Annotated in this window: 27 protein-coding genes and 1 tRNA gene; 20 read left to right on the forward strand and 8 right to left on the reverse strand. The window is 35.4% G+C overall.

Annotated features, from left to right (window positions below):
• Position 1: 1 nt before the first annotated feature.
• The 4 genes from ACJJVN_RS10770 to ACJJVN_RS10785 form a co-directional block, all read right to left on the reverse strand.
• Complete coding sequence (locus tag ACJJVN_RS10770) at positions 2-631, reverse strand: ExbD/TolR family protein (protein ID WP_405378082.1); 630 nt, start codon at positions 629-631, stop codon at positions 2-4.
• Between the two features lie 3 nt (positions 632-634).
• Positions 635-1,108, reverse strand: coding sequence for a hypothetical protein (locus ACJJVN_RS10775; protein WP_146080351.1), 474 nt, complete (start codon positions 1,106-1,108; stop codon positions 635-637).
• 22 nt (positions 1,109-1,130) lie between these two features.
• On the reverse strand, positions 1,131-1,874 hold the full coding sequence (locus ACJJVN_RS10780; protein ID WP_104513905.1) for a MotA/TolQ/ExbB proton channel family protein: 744 nt from the start codon (positions 1,872-1,874) through the stop codon (positions 1,131-1,133).
• Positions 1,875-2,149: 275 nt separating this feature from the next.
• Positions 2,150-2,231, reverse strand: a tRNA-Leu gene (locus ACJJVN_RS10785).
• A 133-nt stretch (positions 2,232-2,364) separates the two neighbouring features.
• Between ACJJVN_RS10785 and ACJJVN_RS10790 the strand changes: the two genes are divergently transcribed.
• The 15 genes from ACJJVN_RS10790 to ACJJVN_RS10860 all read left to right on the forward strand — a co-directional run bounded on the left by ACJJVN_RS10790 (position 2,365) and on the right by ACJJVN_RS10860 (position 15,855).
• Positions 2,365-3,306, forward strand: coding sequence for a ribose-phosphate pyrophosphokinase (locus tag ACJJVN_RS10790; RefSeq protein ID WP_104513906.1), 942 nt, complete (start codon positions 2,365-2,367; stop codon positions 3,304-3,306).
• A gap of 24 nt (positions 3,307-3,330) precedes the next feature.
• Entirely contained in the window at positions 3,331-3,960 is a 630-nt protein-coding gene (locus ACJJVN_RS10795; protein ID WP_405370493.1) for a 50S ribosomal protein L25/general stress protein Ctc, read from the forward strand.
• A 63-nt stretch (positions 3,961-4,023) separates the two neighbouring features.
• Complete coding sequence (gene pth, locus ACJJVN_RS10800; protein ID WP_405378083.1) at positions 4,024-4,662, forward strand: aminoacyl-tRNA hydrolase; 639 nt, start codon at positions 4,024-4,026, stop codon at positions 4,660-4,662.
• 146 nt (positions 4,663-4,808) lie between these two features.
• The gene (locus ACJJVN_RS10805; protein ID WP_405378084.1) at positions 4,809-5,744 is read left to right on the forward strand and encodes a bifunctional riboflavin kinase/FAD synthetase; all 936 of its coding nucleotides are present in this window, start codon (positions 4,809-4,811) and stop codon (positions 5,742-5,744) included.
• Entirely contained in the window at positions 5,725-7,065 is a 1,341-nt protein-coding gene (locus tag ACJJVN_RS10810) for an HTTM domain-containing protein (protein WP_405378085.1), read from the forward strand. Before ACJJVN_RS10805 ends, ACJJVN_RS10810 begins: the two co-directional genes overlap by 20 nt.
• A 67-nt stretch (positions 7,066-7,132) precedes the next feature.
• Positions 7,133-8,404, forward strand: a complete 1,272-nt coding sequence (gene serS, locus ACJJVN_RS10815; protein WP_104513911.1) for a serine--tRNA ligase — start codon at positions 7,133-7,135, stop codon at positions 8,402-8,404.
• Positions 8,405-8,416: 12 nt separating this feature from the next.
• Positions 8,417-10,207: a tetratricopeptide repeat protein gene (locus tag ACJJVN_RS10820; RefSeq protein WP_405378086.1), complete on the forward strand. Its 1,791-nt coding sequence runs from the start codon at positions 8,417-8,419 to the stop codon at positions 10,205-10,207.
• 19 nt (positions 10,208-10,226) lie between these two features.
• Entirely contained in the window at positions 10,227-10,550 is a 324-nt protein-coding gene (locus tag ACJJVN_RS10825; protein ID WP_104513912.1) for a DUF4286 family protein, read from the forward strand.
• Positions 10,551-10,596: 46 nt separating this feature from the next.
• The gene (rsmA, locus tag ACJJVN_RS10830) at positions 10,597-11,436 is read left to right on the forward strand and encodes a 16S rRNA (adenine(1518)-N(6)/adenine(1519)-N(6))-dimethyltransferase RsmA (RefSeq protein WP_104513913.1); all 840 of its coding nucleotides are present in this window, start codon (positions 10,597-10,599) and stop codon (positions 11,434-11,436) included.
• A 72-nt stretch (positions 11,437-11,508) separates the two neighbouring features.
• Entirely contained in the window at positions 11,509-12,858 is a 1,350-nt protein-coding gene (gene mgtE, locus ACJJVN_RS10835) for a magnesium transporter (RefSeq protein WP_104513914.1), read from the forward strand.
• 107 nt (positions 12,859-12,965) lie between these two features.
• Positions 12,966-13,442 carry a hypothetical protein gene (locus tag ACJJVN_RS10840; protein WP_405370482.1) on the forward strand — a complete coding sequence of 159 codons (477 nt, stop codon included), beginning with the start codon at positions 12,966-12,968 and terminating at the stop codon, positions 13,440-13,442.
• Between the two features lie 68 nt (positions 13,443-13,510).
• Positions 13,511-14,455, forward strand: a complete 945-nt coding sequence (locus ACJJVN_RS10845; RefSeq protein WP_405378087.1) for a 2-hydroxyacid dehydrogenase — start codon at positions 13,511-13,513, stop codon at positions 14,453-14,455.
• The gene (locus ACJJVN_RS10850) at positions 14,452-14,847 is read left to right on the forward strand and encodes a VOC family protein (protein WP_405378088.1); all 396 of its coding nucleotides are present in this window, start codon (positions 14,452-14,454) and stop codon (positions 14,845-14,847) included. Before ACJJVN_RS10845 ends, ACJJVN_RS10850 begins: the two co-directional genes overlap by 4 nt.
• A 36-nt stretch (positions 14,848-14,883) precedes the next feature.
• Positions 14,884-15,294 carry a TM2 domain-containing protein gene (locus tag ACJJVN_RS10855; protein ID WP_405370477.1) on the forward strand — a complete coding sequence of 137 codons (411 nt, stop codon included), beginning with the start codon at positions 14,884-14,886 and terminating at the stop codon, positions 15,292-15,294.
• A gap of 126 nt (positions 15,295-15,420) precedes the next feature.
• Positions 15,421-15,855 (forward strand): low molecular weight phosphatase family protein, encoded by a 435-nt coding sequence (locus tag ACJJVN_RS10860; RefSeq protein ID WP_104513919.1) that lies wholly within the window; start codon positions 15,421-15,423, stop codon positions 15,853-15,855.
• A 1-nt stretch (position 15,856) separates the two neighbouring features.
• On the opposite strand, the gene ACJJVN_RS10865 is transcribed toward ACJJVN_RS10860, so the two are convergent.
• Genes ACJJVN_RS10865 through ACJJVN_RS10880 form a run of 4 tightly spaced genes read right to left on the reverse strand, consistent with a single transcriptional unit; the run spans position 15,857 to position 20,547 of the window.
• On the reverse strand, positions 15,857-16,888 hold the full coding sequence (locus ACJJVN_RS10865; protein WP_405378089.1) for a carboxypeptidase-like regulatory domain-containing protein: 1,032 nt from the start codon (positions 16,886-16,888) through the stop codon (positions 15,857-15,859).
• A gap of 13 nt (positions 16,889-16,901) precedes the next feature.
• The gene (locus ACJJVN_RS10870; RefSeq protein WP_405378090.1) at positions 16,902-18,737 is read right to left on the reverse strand and encodes a GNAT family N-acyltransferase; all 1,836 of its coding nucleotides are present in this window, start codon (positions 18,735-18,737) and stop codon (positions 16,902-16,904) included.
• A gap of 49 nt (positions 18,738-18,786) precedes the next feature.
• On the reverse strand, positions 18,787-20,073 hold the full coding sequence (locus tag ACJJVN_RS10875; RefSeq protein WP_405378091.1) for an aspartate kinase: 1,287 nt from the start codon (positions 20,071-20,073) through the stop codon (positions 18,787-18,789).
• Complete coding sequence (locus ACJJVN_RS10880; RefSeq protein ID WP_405378092.1) at positions 20,074-20,547, reverse strand: GNAT family N-acetyltransferase; 474 nt, start codon at positions 20,545-20,547, stop codon at positions 20,074-20,076.
• 115 nt (positions 20,548-20,662) lie between these two features.
• On the opposite strand from ACJJVN_RS10880, the gene fbp reads away from it, so the two are divergent.
• From fbp to ACJJVN_RS10905, 5 genes are read left to right on the forward strand one after another with little or no spacing between them, the layout of a single operon-like run.
• Positions 20,663-21,673 carry a class 1 fructose-bisphosphatase gene (gene fbp / locus ACJJVN_RS10885; RefSeq protein WP_405370468.1) on the forward strand — a complete coding sequence of 337 codons (1,011 nt, stop codon included), beginning with the start codon at positions 20,663-20,665 and terminating at the stop codon, positions 21,671-21,673.
• 33 nt (positions 21,674-21,706) lie between these two features.
• On the forward strand, positions 21,707-22,060 hold the full coding sequence (locus ACJJVN_RS10890) for a fructose 1,6-bisphosphatase (RefSeq protein ID WP_405370467.1): 354 nt from the start codon (positions 21,707-21,709) through the stop codon (positions 22,058-22,060).
• Positions 22,061-22,066: 6 nt separating this feature from the next.
• Positions 22,067-22,897 carry a cell envelope biogenesis protein OmpA gene (locus ACJJVN_RS10895; protein WP_405370465.1) on the forward strand — a complete coding sequence of 277 codons (831 nt, stop codon included), beginning with the start codon at positions 22,067-22,069 and terminating at the stop codon, positions 22,895-22,897.
• A gap of 5 nt (positions 22,898-22,902) precedes the next feature.
• Positions 22,903-23,385 carry a Rab family GTPase gene (locus tag ACJJVN_RS10900; protein WP_405370463.1) on the forward strand — a complete coding sequence of 161 codons (483 nt, stop codon included), beginning with the start codon at positions 22,903-22,905 and terminating at the stop codon, positions 23,383-23,385.
• The gene (locus ACJJVN_RS10905) at positions 23,382-24,884 is read left to right on the forward strand and encodes a response regulator (RefSeq protein ID WP_405378093.1); all 1,503 of its coding nucleotides are present in this window, start codon (positions 23,382-23,384) and stop codon (positions 24,882-24,884) included. Before ACJJVN_RS10900 ends, ACJJVN_RS10905 begins: the two co-directional genes overlap by 4 nt.
• The last annotated feature ends 6 nt before the right edge of the window (positions 24,885-24,890 follow it).

Consider the following 24,890-nt stretch of genomic DNA (forward strand, 5'->3'; position numbering starts at 1 on the left):
ATTATTCTCTGTTTTGAGGTTCAGCTTCAGAAAGGTTTCTAGGAAACAATTCTCTCACTTTATCAATTTTACCCTTTAGCTCTTCATATTCTGGAGACTCAACTTCTGTTGCAGGCCAATCCGACAATCTTTTTGTCATAGAACCATAAGTCTCATTATAAAGACGCTGCCCTTCTCTATCTCTAAGAGTAGCATAAGCTCTTACCAGCTCATTAGTCACCGCTAGATACATCTTATAAGATGCTTGTCTATCATTAACTAAAGAAATAATTGCTTTCTTAGGATTATCAGAAGATTCTGGATCCTTAGCACCTCTACAGTACGTACAAGCATTTCTTGCTTCTGTACCTCCACCGTTATCTAAAAACTTAACAGCAGCTGCAGTCAAATCCTTGATATCCATGTCAGCATCTTCTACAAGTAGACGATTCTCAGCGTTCACAATTACTTGGAAAATATTCTTCTCCTTAATTAATGGCGGCTGAACCTCATCAGGAAGAGGTGGTGGCAATTTACTTGCGATACCACTATCCACTTCAATCGTGGTAGTAACCAGGAAGAAGATCAATAGTAGGAATGCGATGTCTGCCATCGATCCCGCGTTTACTTCTGGTGCAGATCTTCTAGCCATAATTTATTTTTTTATAAGTTTACTTACTCCTGCCCATACTATTGTTCCAACAGCAACTACTCCTAATATGTAGAACATATATAAAGAAGCACCTATCCATTTAGAAGTTCCAGCAGTTAACAGCTCTCCATCTTCTAACTCAATAACCTTGCCAGACGCATCTAAAACGCTATCATCTGCAAGAACGAAATAAGACACCAATGCAACAACTGCAAGAAGTCCAACAGAAATCAAAGATTTCTTTAAAACCTCAGCACTAGAAAAAAGTCCTTTGAAAACAAAGATTATCACTATAACAGCGATAAGAGCTAACGAAATATAAGCCAAATAGATTAATGGCGATACGGTAACAGCCTGGCTGCCTTCCGTATTTAGTTCAATTGCTTCATCACCTAAAGCTAGCGTATAGAAAAAGAATCCCATCGCTATAAGGCTCAAAAGAAGAACTAGGTATTTTAATACTTTATGTAAAACCATGATTTGTTTTTGTAATGGTTAATTACTTACCGTTCTTATAGTCTACAAGAATATCGATAAGAGTAATAGAAGCGTCTTCCATATCGTTTACAATACTATCGATTTTAGAAACGATATAATTATAAAAGATTTGAAGGATAATCGCTACGATAAGACCAAATACCGTTGTAAGAAGTGCTACTTTAATACCACCAGCTACAAGAGAAGGCTCCATAGTACCTGCTTCTTCAATACTGTTAAATGATCCAATCATACCTATTACCGTACCCATGAAACCTAACATAGGTGCAAGAGCGATAAATAAAGATACCCAAGATACATTCTTTTCTAATTGACCCATTTGAACACCACCATAAGCTACGACAGCTTTTTCAGCAGCTTCAATGCTCTCATCTGCTCTATCAAGTCCTTGATAGTAGATAGATGCTACAGGTCCTTTTGTGTTACGACACACATCTTTAGCAGCTTCTATACCACCACTTTTTAGAGCTTGCTCTACATCAGCAGCAAGTTTCTTAGAATTTGTTGTAGAAAGATTTAAATAAATAATTCTTTCTATAGCAACTGCAAGTCCTAATATAAGACATACTAATACGATGGCCATGAATCCAGGTCCTCCATCAATAAAGTTTTTCTTTAAAACTTGGTGGAAAGACTCTGTCTTAATTACCTCTGGAGCTTCTTGAATTAATGCAGATGCTGAAGCAACACCAGTAACACCTAATGTCATGGCTGCCGTGAATAAAATTGAAAGTGATCGTTTCATTTGACTTATTTGATTTATTTGAATTTTCAGATTAAAGGAGGTAAATATATAATTTCTTGAGCTAAAATAGCACAACTAATGTTAATCTATAATTAAATATTCTAGTAAACGTATAGGAATAGCCATTTCAACGGTAAGAAAAACTGCTAGAAACCGTAAGACTTTCAGAAGTTTAGACCTAATCAACAGATGTGATGTTATGTAAATGTTAATATTTAAAAATCTGCTTTTAAATAAAAAAAGGAGCATCCTTATTATAAAGAATACCCCTTTTGTACCTCAGGCCGGAATCGAACCGGCACGCCGTGAAGCATTGGATTTTGAATCCAACGTGTCTACCAATTCCACCACTGAGGCATTAATCAATTGGAGCGGCAAAAGTAATACATTAAAATTATTTTTAAATACAATTTGACTCTTATTTAGAGAGCCTTCTCTAAAATTATAAGTACATTTGCAGCCTTAAAATCAAGACCTAAAGGATTTTAATATGAACTACCCTTTAAACAACGCTAAGTTATTCGGCTGTCGCCAAAGTATGGACCTTGCTATTGCTATAGCAGACAAGTACGGCGCAACTTTAGGTAAGGTAAATTTTTCTACATTTAGTGATGGAGAATTCCAACCTTCTTTTGAAGAATCTATAAGAGGCCGCCGTGTCTTTATTATAGGGTCTACACAACCTAGTAGTGACCATTTAATGGAAATGCTATTAATGATGGATGCTGCAAAACGCGCAAGCGCGAGACACATCACAGCAGTAATACCATATTTCGGTTGGGCTAGACAAGATCGCAAAGACAAGCCTCGTGTACCAATAGGTGCAAAGATGATCGCAAAAATTCTAGAATCTGCTGGAGCAACTCGTATTATAACGATGGACCTACATGCAGACCAGATACAAGGCTTCTTTGAAAAGCCTGTAGATCATCTTTTTGCAAGTTCTTTATTCATACCTTATTTAAAGAGTCTTAATTTAAGCGACCTTACTATAGCATCTCCAGACATGGGTGGATCAAAACGTGCTTATGCATATGCTAAAGTATTAGAAAGTGATGTAGTAGTATGCTACAAACAACGTCAGAAAGCAAATGTGATATCTCACATGGAGCTTATAGGTGATGTAACTGGTAAAAACGTAGTCTTAGTAGATGACATGGTAGATACAGCAGGCACACTTACTAAAGCGGCAGATGTGATGATGGAAAGAGGCGCAAAAAGTGTAAGAGCAATTTGTACACACGCTATTCTATCTGGCAAAGCATATGAACGCATAGAAGACTCACAATTATTAGAATTAATCGTTACAGACTCGATTCCTTTAAAGCAGCAAAGTAATAAGATAAGAGTGTTATCTTGCGCCGAATTATTTGCAGGCGTTATGCAAAGCGTGCAAAACAATGAATCTATCAGTGACAACTTTATAATGTAATTTCATTAACTAAATATATATAACATGAAATCAATCACGATCTTAGGATCTAAAAGAGAAAGCGTGGGCAAAAAGGCAACTAAAGCCCTACGTAATGCTGGATTGGTACCTTGCGTAATTTACGGAGGAGACGAAGCAATACATTTCTCAGCAGAAGAAAAAGCGTTCAAAAAACTTATCTACACTCCAGATGCACACACTGTAGTTATCGATTTAGGAAAAGACGGACAGTTCAACGCAATCGCTCAAGATATGCAATGGCACCCAGTAAAAGAATTACTTTTACACGCAGATTTTTATCAAATATTTGATGATAAAGCTGTAACTATGGAAGTACCTGTTATTCTTGAAGGTTCTGCAAGAGGTGTACTTAATGGTGGTGTTTTACGTCGTAACAACCGTAAATTAAAAGTAAAAGCTTTACCAGCTAACTTACCAGATTATATCACAATCGACATCTCTCCAATGAAAATTGGTGCTAAGAAGTACGTACGTGACTTAAGAGTAGATGAATATGAAATCATGCACCAAGACTCTGTAGTAGTTTGTATGATCAAAACGTCTCGTACTGCTGTTGCAGATGAGGATGAAGATGAAGAAGGAGATGTTCCTTCTACTGAAACAAGTGACGAAGCTGCGGTTAAACAAGATTAATCGCTTTTCCATACTTTTACAAGCTGCAAGATTTATTTCTTGCAGCTTTTTTATTTTCACAGCATGTTTAAATGGTTAAAAAACATATGGAATAGTGAACCTCAAACCACTATTATCTTAAAGGAAGAAGACCCCATGAAGAAATTCTTGATCATAGGCTTGGGTAATCCAGGCGCAAAATACACAGAGACCAGACACAATATAGGCTTTAAAGTACTAGACGAGATCGCCTCATTAAAAGAGGCTAGTTTTGAAACCCTAAAACTAGGCGACGTTGCATCTATTAAACACAAGGGTAAAAGCGTTATCCTGCTTAAACCTAATACTTTCATGAATTTAAGCGGTAAAGCGATTAAATACTACATGAAACAAGAAGGTATCGATATAGAGAATATACTTGTTATCACCGATGACTTGAACCTACCATTCGGTACGCTACGCATGAAGGCAAAAGGAACCGATGGCGGCCACAATGGTTTAAAAGACACTCAAATCACACTTAACACACCTAAATATCCACGTTTACGTTTCGGTATTTCCAATACTTTTTCCAGCGGCAGACAGGTAGATTATGTACTTGGAGAATGGAATAAAGAAGAACAAAAAGACCTTCCAGAACGCCTCAGCACTACTGCAGACATGGCGCTATCCTTCACTCACGCAGGACTAGCTAACACCATGAATCAATACAATGGCAAGTAGCTGGACATTTAATAATGGGTGTATATAGATCTCGCTTTCGCGAAAGCGAAACAGCAACCACCATCACACTCATTAAAAGGCTCTTAAAAACATAAAAATATGCGCAGATTATTTTAATTTGCAAGTTCTCAAAAGAAAACTCTGAATTGAATACCTACGATAATATTGATAAATATAAAGCTGTAAAAGGCGCAGTGGTAACTATAGGAACCTTTGATGGCGTGCATCAAGGACATCAGAAAATCTTGCAACGTGTAGTTAAGAAAGCTGATGAAGACAATCTAACGAGCCTTCTTCTAACCTTTTTCCCACACCCTAGAATGGTATTACAGCCAGATCATGATCTGAAATTAATCAATTCTATTGCAGAGCGTGTCGATCTAGTTGCAAATCAAGGTATCGAGAATATCGTCATACACCCCTTTTCTAAAGAATTTTCTAGAACAACTGCGATAGATTATGTTAAGGACATTCTAGTAGATAAACTGAAAGCCAAGGTAATAGTTATAGGTTATGACCACCGTTTTGGAATCAATAGATCTGCTAGTATTGAACAACTAATAGAATATTCTAAAGAATATGACTTTGAGGTTATAGAAATTTCAAAAAAAGAAGTAGAAGAAGTTGCTGTAAGCAGTACCAAGGTTAGACATGCCTTAGAAAAAGGGGCAATAGAAATAACCAATAAATATTTAAACTGCAATTTCAGTATACACGGCACTGTAGTTACTGGAAAACAAGTGGGCCGAACTATAGGCTATCCTACTGCAAATTTAATGATTAAAGAATCTTATAAACTTATTCCTGCGCCAGGTGTCTACATCACGAGTTCTATTATCAACGACACACGTGTGTATGGAATGACTAATATAGGTGTAAATCCTACCGTCTCTAACGAAGCTATTCAAACTATAGAGACCTATTACCTAGACTTTAATGAAGATCTTTATGGTAAGAATTTAGAATTATTCTTTCATAAAAGATTGAGACAAGAAGAAAAATTTAATCATCTCGAAGATCTAGTAAAAGCTATGCAACTAGACGAGCATAAAACAAGAGCCTATGTACAGCAAGTGGGATAAATGGCTTTTTACACAGGTAGATAATACTGCTCTAGTCCTTTTCAGGATGATTTTTGGATTACTTATAGCCTGCGAAGCATTTGGTTCCATTGCCTTAGGTGCCGTGAGAAGATTATTTATAGAGCCAGATTTCACATTTACTTTTATAGGTTTTGAATTTCTAGAACCATTGCCTGGTAACTGGATGTATGTACTGTACTCGATTATGGGAATCGCTGGTATACTAGTTATGGTAGGCTACAAATACCGCATGGCGATAATATTTTATGCTATAAGCTGGGCTTATGTTTATTTATTGCAAAAGAGTAGTTATAACAACCATTGTTACCTACTTATGTTGCTTAACTTTATCATGATCTTTTTACCTGCAAACCGATCGGCATCCATAGATGCGAGGCTAGACGCTAGCTATAGAAAAGAGCATATGTCCCGATGGATTTATGCATTTATTATCGCTTTTATATGGATCGTTTATGCCTATGCAAGTATCGCAAAGTTCTACCCAGACTGGTTAGACGGTAGTTTTGCAAAATACTTGATGAGCACAAGAGGTAAGTCGTTTGATATTTTACAACACGACTGGTCACATCAGGCGATATTATATTTTGGTTTATTTTTTGATTTGTTGATTGTACCATTCCTATTATGGAAAAAAACAAGATGGATAGCCATTATCGCTTCTATCTTCTTCCATATATTTAATAGTATCGTATTTCAAATAGGTATTTTCCCTTATCTCGCACTATCCTTTTTACTGTTCTTTTTCTCCACCGAGGTATTACACAAAAGATTGATTTGGAAAAAAGCCTATTATGCAGCAGCAGAGGTTATTGTACCTAAAACAAAACCTGTTATTCTATTTTGTACCATCACGTTTTTAATCACCATGTTTTTACTACCCTTAAGACACTGGGTTATAGAAGACGATGTATTATGGACAGAAGAAGGACATAGATTAAGCTGGCGCATGATGTTGCGCAGCAGGTCTGGATATGGCATTTTCTATGTAGTAGATAAAGAAACTGGTAAAAAAATGCCTGTACATTTAAACCAGTATTTGAGTAAAAAACAACAACGCTCTGTACAGTCTAAACCTGACTTCATCTGGCAATTTGCACAAAAGCTAGAAGAAATCTATGCCGAAGAAGGTAAAGAAATAGAGGTCTATGCTGACATAAAGGTTTCTATAAATGGAAGACCTAGAAAACAACTTACTGATCCCACGGTAGATCTTACACAAGAAGAATGGAGCCACTTTAAACACCATTCTTGGATTATGCCTTCTTCACTTTATGAAGAAATTCCCACGCTTAAAAACTAAGCAGCTGTTCCTATCGTTATGTTAACGATTATCCCTAATTTTACCATCATACTTTAAATCAGATCACATGCTACAAATAGCAGAAATACGTGAAAACAAAGACGCGTTTGCAATCGCATTGCAAAAGAGAAACATCGATGCACTTCCTTTATTAGAGAGCGCTATTGCTGTAGATGAAAATCGACGTAACCTACAAGGTCAACTAGATGAAATTCTTGCAAAAAGCAATAAACTATCTAAAGAAATAGGAGATTTATTTAAATCTGGAAAAGGTGCTGAAGCAAATGAACTAAAGTCACAAACTTCTGGTTTAAAAGAATCTTCAAAAGAAATAGGTGAGCAATTAAACGCTGCCGTAGAAGAGTTACAAAACATTTTATACACGATTCCTAACATACCACAAGACAGCGTTCCAGCTGGGAACAGTGATGAAGATAACGAGGTAATATCTCAACATGGAGAAATACCTACTTTACATGACGGTGCAAAACCACACTGGGAACTGGTAAAAGATTATGATATCATAGACTTTGAACTAGGTAATAAAATTACTGGTGCTGGATTCCCTGTTTATAAGAAGAAAGGTGCTCGTTTACAACGTGCGTTAATCAATTACTTTCTAGATAAAAACACCGCTGCTGGATATGAAGAAATGCAAGTACCGCATCTTGTAAATGAAGCTAGTGGTTATGGAACTGGACAGTTACCAGATAAAGAAGGACAGATGTACCACGTAGGTGTGGACGACCTTTATTTAATCCCAACTGGAGAAGTACCTATAACTAACATTTATAGAGACAGTATTTTAGATAATAAAGATTTCCCTATTAAAATGACTGGTTACACACCATGTTTCCGTCGTGAGGCTGGTAGTTATGGTAGCGATGTAAGAGGTCTTAATCGTTTACACCAGTTTGATAAAGTAGAGATTTTACGTATCGAGCATCCAGAAAATAGTGATGCAGCACTAGATAACATGGTATCACATGTACAGGAAATTCTAGAAGAACTAGAATTACCTTACCGTATTTTACGCCTTTGTGGTGGTGACCTAGGTTTTACCTCTACTCTAACTTATGATTTTGAAGTGTACAGTACGGCACAAGAGAAATGGCTAGAAGTAAGTAGTGTTTCTAACTTTAAAGCTTTTCAGGCAAATCGTTTAAAATTGCGTTATAGAAGTGGAGAAAAAGGAACAGAACTGGCACATACTTTGAATGGTAGCTCACTAGCATTACCACGTATTCTTGCTAGTATTCTAGAAAACTTTCAAGTAGAGAGTGGTATTAAAATTCCTAAAGTATTGATTCCTTATTGTGGTTTTGATACTATAGATTAACTTTAAAACCTTATGCGTTACCTTTTTGTAGTTTTTACGGCACTTTTTTGCACCTTTAGTTTTGCTCAAGATTCTAAACTTGCTGAAAATTACATGGATCAAGGTGAGTACAATAAGGCATTAAAAATCTATCAAAAAATATACGATAAAAATAAGCGCAATCCCAGAGCGGTGTTTGCGCTTATTGAAGTATATCAACAGTTAGAACGTTATTCTAGTGTAGATTCTATTATCGATATTGCACAAAAAAGCACCCCTCGCAAAGAGCAATTTTACATTGAGAGTGGTTATAACGCAACGCTACAAGGTAAAGACAGTATCGCAACTAACTATTATCAAAAAGCGATTAATGTTATAGATTCCTTACCACAACTTACCTATCAAATAGCCTATAGATTTGAAAAGCGTAATGAGCTAGAAGAAGCTATACTGTCCTATGAAAAAGGAATGGCTCTCAACGATAAACTTAACTACAATTATCAACTAGCTAAATTATACGGTGAGCAAGGAGATCTGGAAAAGATGTTCGACACTAACGTGACCTTGATAGAGCAAAATGCTGTTTACCGCTCTCGAGCACAAGCTATATTTGCACAATACGTCACTGACGATGCAGATAATGAGGGAAATAAATTATTAAGAAAGGTACTTTTATTGCGCTTGCGTGAAAATCCAGACCCTATTTACAATCAATTGCTATCTTGGTTATTTGTGCAACAAAAGGATTTTAAAAAAGCATTTATACAAGAAAAAGCGATCTATAAACGTGAGGAATCTAATATGGATAACCTTAGAGACCTTGTAATAACTGCTATAGATGAAAATGATCTAGAAGCTGCAAAGGACATTCTTGATTACATGATTGAAGAAACACAATCTTTAAGTACTAAATACATCGCACAAAGTTTAAAAATTAAATTGCGTGCAAACGCAGCTACTGCTCAAGAGTTTGAATCTATTAAATTAGATTATGAAAATCTACTTACTACTTATGGTAGGGACAAAGAAACTTTTAGACTGCAACTGGACTATGCAGATTTTCTAGCTTTTAAAACTAACGAACCTCAAACGGCTAGCGATTTATTGATAGCTCTAGAAAAAACTAATTTAAGTAAATTTCAAAAAGCAGATGTAAAAATACTTCTTGCCGACATACTCGTTCTACAGGAGCAATTTAACAGAGCACTTATATTTTACAGTCAGGTACAAAACGACTTACCTAACGACCTGCGTGCTCAAGAATCTCAATTTAAAGTAGCACGTACCAGCTATTATCAGGGTGATTTCCCTTGGAGTCTGACTCAATTAAAAGTATTGCGCAGCGCTGCCAGTAAGTTAATCGCAAATGATGCCATGGAGTTAAGCCTGACTATTGCAGACCACTCTGTAGAAGACACGACGTTTGTTGCGTTAAAAGCTTTCGCGAAAGCGGAATTAAAACAATACCAGAATAAAAGATCTGAGGCCATAACTCTTTACGATCAATTACTGTTAGATCACAAAGGAGACCCTATCGAAGATGAAGCCTTATTAAAACAAGCACAGCTTTATGAAATAGATGGCAAATTTGAAAAAGCTAGAGATAATTACCAGCTTATTATTGATAATTACAGCGATGGTATTCTTGCAGATGACGCTATTTACAGACTAGGCCTATTGTATCAAGAACACCTAGAAAACCCATTAAAAGCCAAGGAGCTTTTTGAAAAAATAATATTTTCACACGCAGACAGTATTCACTTTGTAGATGCTCGCAGGCGCTATCGCAGGTTGCGTGGTGATGAAAACGACAAAGCTTTTTAAGTATAAAATCAACAGATTTATGATCATATATAATGTCACTTGTAACATGCATTCTTCATTAGAACCAGAATGGGTACCATGGATTAGAGAACATATTGCCAAAGTACTAGGAACAGGACTTTTTATGGACGCTAGATTTACAAGAGTTCTTGTAGAGGATAAAGACGGACACAGTACTTTTTCTATCCAGTATAAGGCAAACAGTAAAGAAGCATTATTGGATTACTATGAAAATCATGCTGCAGAATTGAGAAAAGAAGGCATCAGTAAATTTGGAGAACAGGTTCTCTCCTTTAGAACAGAGCTAGAATTAATCGACGAATATAACGTGCGTAGAGGTTAGATATAATCATTGATTTCCATTAAAAACATATTCAAACAGAAGAAAATTGGCAAAATATAAACCTAAATACACATCGCAAGACAAAGGTGTTACTGCAAAGAAACACTTAGGACAGCACTTCCTTAAGGATGACACTGTTGCTGTGCGCATTGCCGACTGTTTAACTTATAAAGGCTATGATCAAGTTCTAGAAATAGGTCCAGGAACAGGTGTCCTTACTAAACATGTTTTGAGAAAAGATATTAAAGTAACTGCACTAGAACTAGACAGCGAGTCTGTAGAATATTTAACCACCAGTTTCCCGATAGAACATGCTGGCCTGGTAAACGATAAAACATTTGCCGTAATAGAAGCAGATTTCCTTAAGAAAGATCTGTCAGATATTTATGGAGATCGCTCATTTGCCATTATAGGTAACTTCCCTTACAACATTAGTACACAAATTGTATTTAAGACTATAGAGAACAGAGACCAGATTCCAGAATTCGGTGGTATGTTTCAAAAAGAGGTAGCACAGCGCATTTGCGCACCACACGGTTCAAAAACCTATGGTATTCTATCTGTTCTTGCACAGGCCTACTATCATGCAGAGTATATTTTCACTGTTGGTCCAGAGGTTTTTAATCCGCCACCTAGAGTGGACAGTGGTGTATTGCTTTTAACACGTAAAGAAGATTATGATCAACTGCCTTGTTCTTATGCAAAATTGCGCCAGGTAGTAAAACTAGCTTTTCAACAACGTCGCAAGACTTTAAGAAATTCATTAAAAACAATGAATTTACCTGACGAGATGCGAGAAAAAGAACTCTTTAATCTACGTCCAGAACAAATAAGTGTCGCCATGTTTGTAGAATTAGTTCAAGAAATTGAGGCACTAGAGTCATAATTCCTACAAATTTGTAAAAAACCACACCTACTCCTATTCAAAAAATTATCTTTGCTAGCTTAAGTAAGAATCATGCAATTTAATATCACCAAAGACTTTCTTGAAGAAGTAAAATCACTTATTGAAGTCAGTGATACTAAAAAGCTAGAACATATTCTAGAAGAACTACACTTTGCAGACATTGCAGAGATTATAGACGAACTTAATCTAGAAGATGCCGTCTTTATAGTAAAGTTACTAGATTCTGAAAAAACGTCTGAAGCTCTCATGGAGCTAGACGAGGCACAAAGAGACCGCATTCTTAACGCATTATCTCCTAAAGAAATAGCTGGAGAGCTAGAAGAAATGGATACCGATGATGCGGCAGATATTCTTAATGAATTATCTGAAGACGTAGCACAATCTGTAATCAATGAGCTCGTAGATGAGCAACATGCTGAGGACATAGTAGATCTATTGCGCTATGAAGAAAACAGTGCCGGTGGACTTATGGCCAAAGAACTCGTGAGAGTTAACGAGAACTGGAGCGTTACCGGTTGCGTGAGCGAGATGCGTGCACAAGCAGAAAATGTAACACGTGTACACTCTATCTATGTAGTAGATAACAATAATAAACTGAAAGGAAGACTCTCCTTAAAAGATCTACTAACTAGTAAGGAAGACACACCTATAAAAGACGTTTATATTCCCAAAGTAGATTTTGTAACCGTAAACACACCAGGTGAAGAAGTATCTCGTATCATGCGTAAGTATGACCTAGAAGCCATACCTGTAGTTGATGAGTTAGACCGACTAGTAGGTCGCATTACCATAGATGACATTGTAGATTTTATTACAGAAGAGGCAGAAAAAGATTACCAACTAGCCAGTGGTATATCACAAGACGTAGAGGCTAACGATAGCATCTGGGAACTGACTAAAGCACGACTACCATGGCTCGTTCTAGGACTTCTAGGTGGTATAGGTGCTGCAGCTATTATGGGCGGTTTTGAAGAAATATTTGAAAAACACGCCGTACTCTTTTTCTTTACACCACTTATAGCCGCTATGGCTGGTAACGTAGGTGTCCAATCTAGCGCTATTATAGTACAAGGTATTGCAAACGACGACCTCAAAGGAAGTATAGGAAATCGATTAATTAAAGAAATACTTCTCGCGATGTTAAACGGTGTCATACTCGCTATACTTTTATTTGCTTATACATTTGCTACCAAAGGCGAGATATTCACATCTATCGCGATCTCTACATCACTTTTTGTTGTGATCATAGTTGCTGGACTCGTAGGTACATTTGTACCGCTTGCATTGCATAAAAGAGGGATAGACCCAGCGCTAGCAACTGGCCCATTTATTACCACCAGTAACGATATATTTGGGATCCTCATCTATTTCATGATTGCAAAGGCTATAATAGGTATCTAGATTATAGATTTTTATTCCGCTTTCGCGAAAGCGAGATCAAAAAGATCACAAAGTATTTCTAGCATAAGATTAAGTAAAAAGTAGCATCCATTACTTATCTTCACTTTATGAAAACGGCAACCGTAAAAGAACTAAAGGAAGAACTTAAATTCAGGTCTGAAGAGGACTTGATGAAGATAATCTTGCGCCTTTCTAGATTTAAAAAAGAAAACAAAGAACTACTTACCTACTTGCTTTTTGAGTCTAATGATGAAGATGATTATGTAGTAAATGTAAAGACCTTAATGGATACTATGTTTCTAGCACTTAACACTTCTAATAATTATCGTTTACAAAAAGGAGTGCGCAAAATACTGCGTGAGGCAAAAAAATATGTGCGCTACTCTGGAAGTAAAGAGACAGAGGTGGCTGTGCTTATTCATTTCTGTCGTTTAATGCGCGAGACACATCCACAGGTGATGCGCAGTAAAACTATGAGAGATTTAATGGCAAGACAAATTATATTGATAAGAACTCGTATCTCTACCTTGCATGAAGATCTTCAATATGATTTTGAAACTGAACTGAACATGGTGGAAGTTTGATGAACTGTTATTGCGCAATTGATGCCAAATCTAATTTTATCTCTCTCCATCTTAATTAATGACTCTTTATGAAAATACTCCACCTAGATAGCAACCATGATATTCTAGCAAAAAAGCTAGAAGAGGCTGGTTTTGAAAATTACTTTGACTTTACTTCTTCAAAGGAAGAAATCATGAAAGTTATCGATACCTATGATGGCATTGTAGTACGCAGTCGCTTTCCTATAGATCGTGAATTTTTAAGTGCAGCAACTCATTTAAAATGCATAGGTCGTGTAGGTGCTGGACTAGAAAACATAGATCTAGATTACACAGCTGCTAATAACATCGCTTGTTATAACGCACCAGAGGGAAATAGAAATGCCGTAGGAGAACACGCTCTAGGTATGCTACTCTCTTTATTTAATCACTTAAACAAAGGAGATAAAGAAGTACGCTCTGGTTTATGGCATAGAGAAGAAAATCGCGGTGTAGAGTTAGATGGTAAAACGGTAGGTCTTATAGGTTATGGTAATATGGGAAAAGCATTTGCAAAAAAGCTCTCTGGCTTTGACTGTAAGGTAATTTGCTATGACATTAAGCAAAATGTAGGAGATAAGAATTGCAAGCAGGTTTCTCTCAAAGAACTACAAGAACAGTCTGACGTGTTAAGTTTACATACACCTCAAACACCGCTAACTGTAAAGATGATAGACGCAGCTTTTATTGCTGCTTTCAAAAAGCCTTTTTATTTAATTAATACCGCTAGAGGTAAATCTGTGGTTACGGAAGATCTAGTAGCTGGATTAAAAACAAGTAAAATTCTAGCTGCAGGGTTAGATGTGTTAGAGTATGAGAAGGGTTCTTTTGAATCTCTTTTTCGCGACAGTGAAATACCTCAAGCATTTAAAGAACTGCTAGAAATGGAAAATGTTCTTTTAAGTCCTCATGTAGCTGGATGGACCGTAGAATCTAAGTATAAACTAGCAGAAGTTATAGCAGATAAAATAATTGCAAATCACAAGACGGCATGAAAAAAGTAACAGGAATAGGCGGTATATTTTTTAAATGTAAAGATACCGCAGTGACTAAGGCGTGGTATGAAAAGCACTTAGGCCTACCGGTAGATGATTATGGCTGCACCTTCTGGCAAGCAGATAGTGTGACGCTAGATAAAAAAGCGAGCCAGCAATGGAGTCCTTTTAAGAAAGATAGTAATTACTTTGAGCCAGGAGAACAAGAATTCATGATCAATTACAGAGTACATGATCTACATGGATTAATAAACGAACTGAGAGAAAACGATGTTGAAATAGCAGGAGACATTCAAGAGTTTGATTACGGTAAATTTGGCTGGATTATAGACTGTGATGGCCGTAAAGTAGAACTTTGGGAACCGATCAATGAGCATCTATTTGAAAAATAACATACATTTACAAAAAACTAATCAAAAATAACAAACATGAGTACAGAGGGATACGATAGTTCAAAAAACAGTTTTGATAACGCAGCAGAGTCTGCAAAGGAAACTTTTAATCAAGCATCTCAAGGAGCAAAAGAAAGTGCAAAGGACTTTCAACAAGGTTTTAACCAAACAATGAACAATCAGGAGAACAAGAAAATGCTTGCTGGAATATTAGCAATCGTTGCTGGTGCATTTGGTGTTCATAAATTTATTTTAGGTTACACTAATGAAGGTATCATACTAGCTGCTATCACACTGGTAGGTATCATAACTTCATGTTTTGCTGTAGGTATGTTATTTGTTTGGATTCCAGGAGTTATAGGACTTATAGAAGGTATCATTTACCTTACAAAATCAGATGAAGAATTTTATCAAACGTATCAAGTAGGTAAGAAAGCATGGTTTTAGCACTTGCTGATTAACAGATAAATAAGGTCTTAAATGTTAAGTTTAAGGCCTTTTTTTGTATGCACGAATTAATGGTCTTAACTTTGCCTTAACATTACAACTACCAGAGGTTAGAATGTTCAACACATGGCTTTAAAAATATTAGTTCTCAGTACCACTAACTCTACATTAGGGCCTATGGCTCAAGGGTTTTTAGACTATTACAGTTCCAAGAAAACGAAGGTAATTAGTGCCGGTTTAAAACCTTTACCTATAAACGAGATGACTCTTAAGGTTATGGACTCTTTAGGTATACCAGTAGAACAATCAAGAAAGAGTTTTGAAGATATAGAAGAAATCACCTTTGACTATATATTTACTTTTTCTAGAAAAGCAAATGACCTAGCTGTTAAAACTGCTAAAAGAGCTCAAATATTCCATCTGGACATGGATAACCTTGATGAAGTAAACGGTACTAACAAAGAAGTTAAACAAGCATTTAAAGCGAGTCGTAAGGAATTACAAAATTACTGTATTGAATTCGCAGAAAATCACTTGCAAAAGAAAATAAAGAAAGACTAGATTACTTTAATTCATAATCTAGAGGCAGCATACCAGACACTTTTAAATAAGATACAAAACCACCTGTTTTGAGTACATGGTAATTAATCACATTACCAGATCCAGAAACTATTAATGTAGGGTCTTCTAAATATATCGCAGACTGGAAATTCTTAGAATCCATAATATCATATTGAGTCTCTCTAAAATCTAATAGATACTTATCACCTCGCTTTCTACTCCTCACATGTTTATCAAAAGAGACCTTTTTTCTTTTGAAGAACAACTTATAACCCTCTTTTTCAAACTCTCCTAAAGCCATTAATTTAAATAAACGCACCTCTGACACTTTATAAGCTCGCTTGCGGTGGCGTTTTACCCAACCTTTATTAGCTTTACTCTCATCTAACTCTTTAAAAAAAGCTCTACCTACAAAGAAAGAAGACACCATTCTATGAGTAGGAGTTTCAAAATCACCAGTAATACGCATATTATCTAAGCTTATACTTTCAAACGTAATCTCAAAATCGGTTAAATCATAAGTTACAAGGTAATTTAAATCTCTGTTTTCTATCAATACTGGTTCTTGAGCAAAGGCTATCATCTTACCGGTAGATGGATTAAACCTCATCTTAATTTTATCTAGATTAAGAATGGTACACTGCTTTGCAATTAAAGTAGTTCCTAAGAACTGTTTGATAAAATATTGTTCTTTCTTCTCTCTACTCCATGGATCTGGATTAAGAAATACAGCTGGCAATTCTCCTACTTTAGGTTGTAATCTTATGTTAGAAAAATCTGTATGTAAAGGGTCATTAAAAGATTGAGAGACATAACCTAATAAGCTAATTGTAAAAACACTTTGACTATTATCATAATAAGGAACTTCAAAATTCCCATCAAAATCAGTGATAGTACCTTTTGATGTTCCAGAAAAATAGACATTTACAGATGCAAGTGTTTCATTAGTCACAGCGTCGTAAACGGTTCCTTTTATTTGCTGTGCACTTAGAGAAAGTGGGAGAATTAAGAGTAATAAAAATTTAAAATTCAAAGTATAATTCTGTTTAAGATTTATCTTCTACTTTATCATCATCCTGCTTAGAAAAATATTTAGATTCCATCTCTGCCTGAAATTCTTCTAAGACTGGCTTTACAGTACTTTCTGGTAAATCTGCTATACGTATATACATCAATCCATCTACTGCATTATTAAATAAAGGATCTACATTAAAAGCTACCACTTTTGCGTTTTGCTTTACGTACTTCTTTATTAATACCGGTAATCTTAACTCGTTAGGCTCTAACTCGTCAATGATTTTGTCAAATTTATTAAGATCTGCCTCGCTCTCGTCAAATATAAAATCCTTGTCGGCATCTTCTAGCTTTACTTTAAACTCTTGTTTTGGTGTAATGTACTGCGCCACATAAGGATCGTAGTAATTACTCTTCATAAACTCTATCATCAATGACTTAGAGAAATTAGAAAACTTATTACTGATACTCACACCACCTATTAGATATTTATGCTCGGGAAATCTAAGAGTACAATGCACGATACCTTTCCATAAAAGGAATAAAGGCATAGGCTTTAACTGGTATTCTTTTATAATAAAAGCGCGCCCCATTTCTATGGACTCGCTCATCATTTTATGCAGCTCTGGCTCAAATTTAAATAACTCATTAAGATAGAAACCTTCTAACCCATAAGCTTTACTTATCTCACTACCCATACCCATACGGTATGCTCCTGCAATACGGTTTGCATCGCGATCCCATAAAAACATTTGATGGTAGTACTCGTCATAATGATCTAGATCTGTAGCGTTATTAGTCCCTTCTCCTATCGCTCTAAAGGTAATCTCTCTTAACCTACCTAATTCCTTAAGAATATTAGGGATATCATTTTTTCTAGCTAAGAAAACCTCGTAGTTCTTAGATTCTAATAATCGTTTATCACCTTTTTTACGAAGCTTTTCCACCTCTTTAATCATCGCGTTTTGATCTACTGTATCGATAATTTTTTTAGGCGTTTTAGGTAATTTAATAGTTTTAGGAATGTCGCTTAACTTCTTAGCTTCCTTATCATATGCCTTAGAGAGCATATACGTTTTCTTGCGTAAGAAGTCTGTAAAGTCTTCTAGCCTGTTGTGTTCTTTTTGTGCTTTAACAGAAATAGGGTTTCCTATCCTCACTTTAATCACACGTCGTTTTTGTGATAAAACTTCTGACGGTAATTTTGCAGTTCTAAAAACGGACGATAATTTTGCAAGTCTGTAAAATAACTGACTATTTTTTGCATGAAAGTAAATAGGAATAACAGGCACCTCAGCTCTTTGAACTAATTTCATAGCGCTTTCTTCCCATTTTTTATCTACCATAAGTGTACCGTCCTTATAGGTTGACACCTCTCCAGCAGGAAAGATACCTAGAGGCAAATCACTTTTTAAATGCCTAATAGCCTGCATAAAACCAGCCGTACTAGACTTTGCATCTTTATGATCTTCAAATGGATTTACAGGCATTATATAAGGCTTTAACGGCTCTATACGGTGCAGTAAAAAATTTGCTATTATCTTATAATCAGGCCTGCGTTCTAAAAGAAGTTTTAAAAGAAGAATACCATCTACTCCACCTAGTGGATGATTAGAAATAGTTATAAACGCACCTGTTTTAGGAATACGTCTTAAATCTTCTTCAGGAATTTCAAACTCAATTTTTAAATCTTCTAGAAGTGCATTTAAAAATACTGTAGAACTTTTATCCTTGTGTCTATTGTATAACTTATTAAGAGTAGAGATGCGCAATAACTTCATAAGTGACCAGCCTCCTAGGGTACCTAGAAAACCGTACTTATCTATATTGATAGCTTTGGCTACCTCTTTTGCATTAACAATTCCCATAAAAGTTGGTTAGTAATAAGTTTACAAATATAAGATAATTGTAAACCGACTATTCCTTAACGATCAACTGAAGTGTTTCTTGTGCACGTTGCTTCAATAAAACTTTTTTATCTGACTCTATCATTTCTACAGAATCTCCATCATAATGTCTTACTGTATAGAGTGATACATCTTCTACATAACTCACTTTATAACGCGATTCTAGATCGTTAACTAGCTCATTAATTTTATGATATTTATCTTCTACACAAATTGAAAAACTAATTGCACTGTTTTGCAACAGCCCTACTTGCATTTTATGAACGCTTAGTTCTTGAAAAATATCAGATATATTATTCTCTCCTATAAAACTAAAATCCCTAGAAGAAATCTTGAGAAAAACCATTTCTTTTCTCACAATATAACAAGGTATCAAAGGCTCTATAGTCTCTACAGACGTAATGACCGTACCCTCTTTTGTAGGATTAATAAAAGATTTTACATAAAGAGGTATCTTCTTACCTTGTAATGGTTGTAATGTTTTAGGATGTATCACAGACGCACCGTAAAATGCTAATTCTATCGCCTCGTTATAAGGCATTTTATTAAGTAAAACGGTGTTTTTAAAAACTCTAGGATCTGCATTGAGAACACCAGGAACATCTTTCCATATAGTCACGTTTTTTGCATTAAGACAGTAGGCAAGAATAGCTGCAGTGTAATCACTACCTTCTCTACCTAGTGTTGTGGTAAAACCATTATCATCAGACCCTATAAAACCTTGTGTAATGAACAATTGTCCCTGACAGGATTGAGATATGAGTTTTCCGCTTTTTTTCCAGTCCACACCAGCATCACGATATTTATGATCTGTTTTTATCAATTGTCTGGCGTCTTTCCACACCGTAGGAATACCACAAGCATTCATAAAAGCAGCAACTATCTTTGTAGAAAGCAACTCTCCATGACACACGACTTGATCGTATAGAAAACTATAATTTTTACTCTGATTGCGCAGCATTTCACCTTTGAGAGACTCTATTATTGCTTTTATGTCTTTTTTAATTCCGCTTTCGCGAAAGCGAGACAACCATAAATCTTCCATACCAGGTACTGGCACCTCTAGATCTTCAATAATTTTTAAATGTTGGTTATACAAATCGTCAATAAGCGAGAGATAACTGGCATTATTATCTTGATAGGTAGCGATAATAACTTCTAGAGCATTAGTAGTTTTTCCCATTGCAGAAACCACTATACCTAAATCTTCTATACCTGTAGTTTGCAATACATTTAAAACGTTGCGCACTGCTGAGGCATCTTTTACTGACGCACCACCAAATTTAAATATCCTCATCTATTTGTTAATGTAAGCTTTTAATGATTTTTTATCCATTTGAGCTAGGTACCATTCTTTATCAATAGTAGCTCCAGACTTTTTATAAAATTCTATAGCGTTAGTATTCCAGTCTAAAACTACCCATTCTACACGACCCACATTTTGATCATAAGCATAGTGCATTACCTTATCATAAAGCGCTTTACCTAGGCCTTTACCTCTCATTTTTTCTGTAACTATTAGATCTTCTAGATGAATGGTTTTACCTTTCCATGTAGAAAAACGTGGATAACACAAACTTATTCCTTCTATCTGACCTTCATGTAAACCTACAAAACATTTAAATAAACTGGACTCACCTAGCCCGTGTTCTTCTAGATCTTTTACAGTAATATCTACAGCATCGGGCTCGTTTTCAAAAACAGCAAGCTCTGTAATAAGCTCAATAACTCTAGGGAAATCTTCTTTAACGGCCTCTCTAACTTCTATCATAAGGTGAATTTTGATGTAAATATAATTGACCAATTTTAAAGAAATCTAAAAACTATCCTATACAACGTTGTAGGGGCAGCGTTTTTATTAAGATATTTGCACAACTTATCAAATTATGGCTACAAAGAATCAATCCTTAGGAGAATTTATTATTGAAAACCAAAATGACTTTCAATACAGTAGTGGAGAACTCTCTAGACTGATCAACTCTATCAGGCTTGCTGCAAAGATGGTCAACCACGAAGTTAACAAAGCTGGCCTAGTAGATATAACTGGTAGTGCTGGTGAAATTAACACTCAAGGTGAAGACCAGCAGAAGCTAGATGTATTTGCAAACGACACATTTATAAGAACACTAACTAACAGGCAAATAGTTTGTGGTATCGCTAGTGAAGAAAATGATGATTTTATCACCATAGAAGGGCAGCGCAATGATCACGGTAACAAATACGTGGTTGCTATGGACCCACTGGATGGTAGTTCTAACATCGATGTAAACGTATCTGTAGGTACTATTTTTTCTATTTATAGAAGAATTACACCGGTAGGAACACCTGTACAACTAGAGGATTTTTTACAACCTGGTAATATGCAGGTTGCGGCTGGTTACATAATTTACGGTACTTCTACCATGTTAGTATATACTACTGGTAACGGTGTTAATGGTTTTACACTTAACCCATCGCTAGGTACTTATTACTTATCTCACCCTAACATGACTTTTCCAGATGATGGAAATATCTATAGTGTAAATGAAGGTAACTACAGTCATTTCCCTCAAGGCGTTAAAGATTACATCAAATACTGTCAGACCGAAGAAGGCGACAGACCTTATACAAGCAGGTATATAGGTAGTCTAGTTAGTGACATACACCGTAATATGATCAAGGGTGGTATTTATATGTACCCTAGGAGTTCCAAAGCAAAGGAAGGAAAACTGAGATTGCTTTATGAATGTAATCCTATGGCTTTTATAGCAGAGCAAGCTGGCGGTAGTGCTAGTGATGGACATGAAAGAATTCTAGACCTTAAACCTACTGAATTACACCAGAGAGTACCTTTCTTTTGTGGTAGTAAAAACATGGTTTCAAAAGCAGAGGAATTCATGACTAAATATCCTCGATAATTTTACTTAAATTAGCCTATTAATATTAACCTTATGGCCCATAACAAATCACAGGCAGAAGAACCAGCAATATCTATAGATAGCAGTTCTAAACTTGAAGCGATAAAGAACCTCATCTTTGGAGAAAACATACAACAGTATGACTCTGAATTTGATCTTTTAAAGAAAGACCTTTTAGCTAAACGTCAGGAGCTGAACGAGATGATCGATGATACTCGTGAAGAATTGAATAAAAGCATAGATAGCCTATCTACAGATTTAAACATCCGTATTACAGATTTAGAATCTAAAATGGAAGATAGACTAGAGAGCATAGAAGACGATAAAACTAGTCGCTCTATGTTAGGTGAAGCATTAATTGAGTTAGGTAAAAAGATAAAAGCCTAAAAGTGAATGATTAATCAGGATGATAAGCTAGACTTATTACGCACTCTTTTACTTACTGATGACAGACAGCTTACTGAGAGTATCTCTAATAAAATTTCTATTCTAGAAGAAACTATTAGAGAGAGAGAAAAACTTTCTGCAAAAGTGACACCCATCATACAAGAAGAGCTGGAAAAGTACACCCTGAACATTCCGAAAACACTAGGTCCCGTAATCACAAAGAGTCTTAAAGTTCAAATAGAAGAGTCAAAAGACGAAGTGGTAGAAGCTTTATACCCTATACTGGGTAAAATGATAAAAAAATACATCTCTAATGAGATCAAGATGCTATCAGAAAGCATAGATAAGTCTACCAAAGAAGCTTTTTCTAGTAAAGGAATCAAAAGAAAATTCATGGCGCTATTTAGTGGCGTTAAAGAAAATGACATGATCATAAGTGCCCTGGCCAAAGCACATGTAGAACAAATATTTGTTATAGAAAAAGGTTCTGGAATACTCTTAGGCAGCTACCAGACTAAAGAAACTGTAGATGAGGACATGATAAGCGGTATGCTTACAGCCATAAAAGCATTTGTAGAAGATGCTTTTAAAGAAACCCATCACGATCTTCAGTCTATTGAATACGATCTCTATGAAATACACCTACATAGTTTTCACAAATACTACATTGCATCTGCAGTAAGTGGGACATTTACAGAAAGATTAGAAAACGAATTAGAAAATTTTAATTTTGAAATTAGTGAAGATATAAGCAAAAAAAGTATCTTACACGATAGAGATGCTCTAGAAGCTTTATTACTAGACAGATTTAAAACATACAAATTCACAGAGGAATAAATAAGATGACATCAAAAAAAATAGTTATAGTAGGAAGTTTTGGAGTAGGTAAAACGTCGCTTATACGTCGTTTTGTGGACGAGACTTTTTCTGAAGATTACAAAGTTACTATAGGTGTACATATACTAAAGAAGACTGTAGAAATACAGGAAAACATAGTAAACCTTATCATCTGGGATACAGAAGGTACTGACGATATAGAAGAAATAAGAAAAGCCTATTTACTAGGAACTCATGGTTTTATCTACGTTACAGATATTACTAGACCTAAAACATATGAGAATCTAGCGGCTCATAAAACATACCTGAACGAACAATTCGGCAATGTGCCTATAATAGCAGTAGGAAACAAAACAGATTTACTTGCCAAAGGTAGCATAGCGCAAATGAAAGAAGAAATGGACTTCTTAGACTTACTTATAAGTGCAAAAGAAGGAAACAACGTGCAACGCTTATTTGAAAGAATGGCAAAAATGCTTATCGCATGATACCAGATAAAAGCAACAAAGACTTTATAGTAAAAGTACAATTTATAGCAATTGATGATCAAGGTAGGATCAAAAAGTCAGACCAAAATTTAATAAAGTTTACTGAAGGAACACAAATAGTAGATGTTCATCCTTTTTTTGAATCTCTTATTACTTATTTCGATCACAAATCTGATCACATAAAATTAGATTGTGTCAACATGTTCGACCATTCTTATGATATAGAGGTAATCACTCATAAGGATAATACAGGAGTAATTATTTTAAGAGATCGCACAGACTTTTATGATCGTATTCAAAAGATCGCACAAAAGCGTAACGAGTCCCTTATATTTAATGAAGTTCTTGAATTAAAGAACAACATGCTTCATGAAAAAGAAGCGTTTAAAACTAAATTTATACAGAATTTTGCACACGAGGTGAGAAGTCCACTCACTTTAATAAGTGCCTTTTCCTCTCTATTACTTAAAGGAGAATTAAATCTAGATCAAACTAAATTAGTCGAGGCTGTTAATGAACAAAGCGATAAGCTTAGAAAATTAATGGACGATATTATAGAGCTTTCTCAACTTAAAAAAGGAAAACCAGAGATTATAAACACTCCTTTTTCTTTTCTAGAATTAATAGAAAGCATTCACCTTAATTTCAGTTCAAAAATAAGTATCTCCAGTAATATTTTTGAGATGAGTGTCTCACAAGATGTTCCTGAATTTTTAATAGGAGATAAAAGGAGAATAGAACAAATTATAAGTAATCTTATTGAAAACGCTTTATTGTACAATAGCGGTAATAAGATTAAATTAGAAATTTCAGAAAACAACAGAAGAGCTGGTAAATCTAGTTTAAGATTTGTCGTACACCATCAAGGACTTGTTCCAGAAGATCTAGAAAACCGACACCTAGTTAAAGATATAGAAAAAATAGAACCAGAAGGACTATCTTTTTCTATAGTTAGAGAGTTAGTAGATCTAATGGACGGTAGTATTTCTATTAAAAAAATAGACAACAATAGTACTGAGCAAATTATAAACATAAGAGTCTCTTTTCCATTACACAACGTAGAAATACCGGTTAAAGAAACTAAAACAGCACAACAATATAACTTTACAGATAAAGTAAGAGTTCTTATTGCAGACCAAAATAGCACTACACAATTTACCGCCTTAAAGGTACTTGTGAGTACAGGTAACTTTGACACCGTAGTATATAAAGACCCTAGAGAATTATTAGAAGCTGTAGAAAAGCATGAATATGACCTTATTCTAATATCTTCTAGCATCTCTCAGATAGATGCCGTAGAATTAATAGGTATTATTAAAGAGTTTGCAAACGATAAGAATAAGAGTATTCCTATTATCGCATTAACCGTGCGCACAAGTAAAGAAGACATTGCAACTTACCGCAAGGCAGGATTTAAAGATGTAGTAAAAAAGCCTTATACAGATGACGAGTTATTAAACACCATCTATAAAAGGCTCAATCTTAAAAAATTCCTTTAAGAACAG

This window comes from Nonlabens sp. Asnod3-A02 (assembly GCF_045063755.1).
GTDB lineage: Bacteria > Bacteroidota > Bacteroidia > Flavobacteriales > Flavobacteriaceae > Nonlabens > Nonlabens xylanidelens.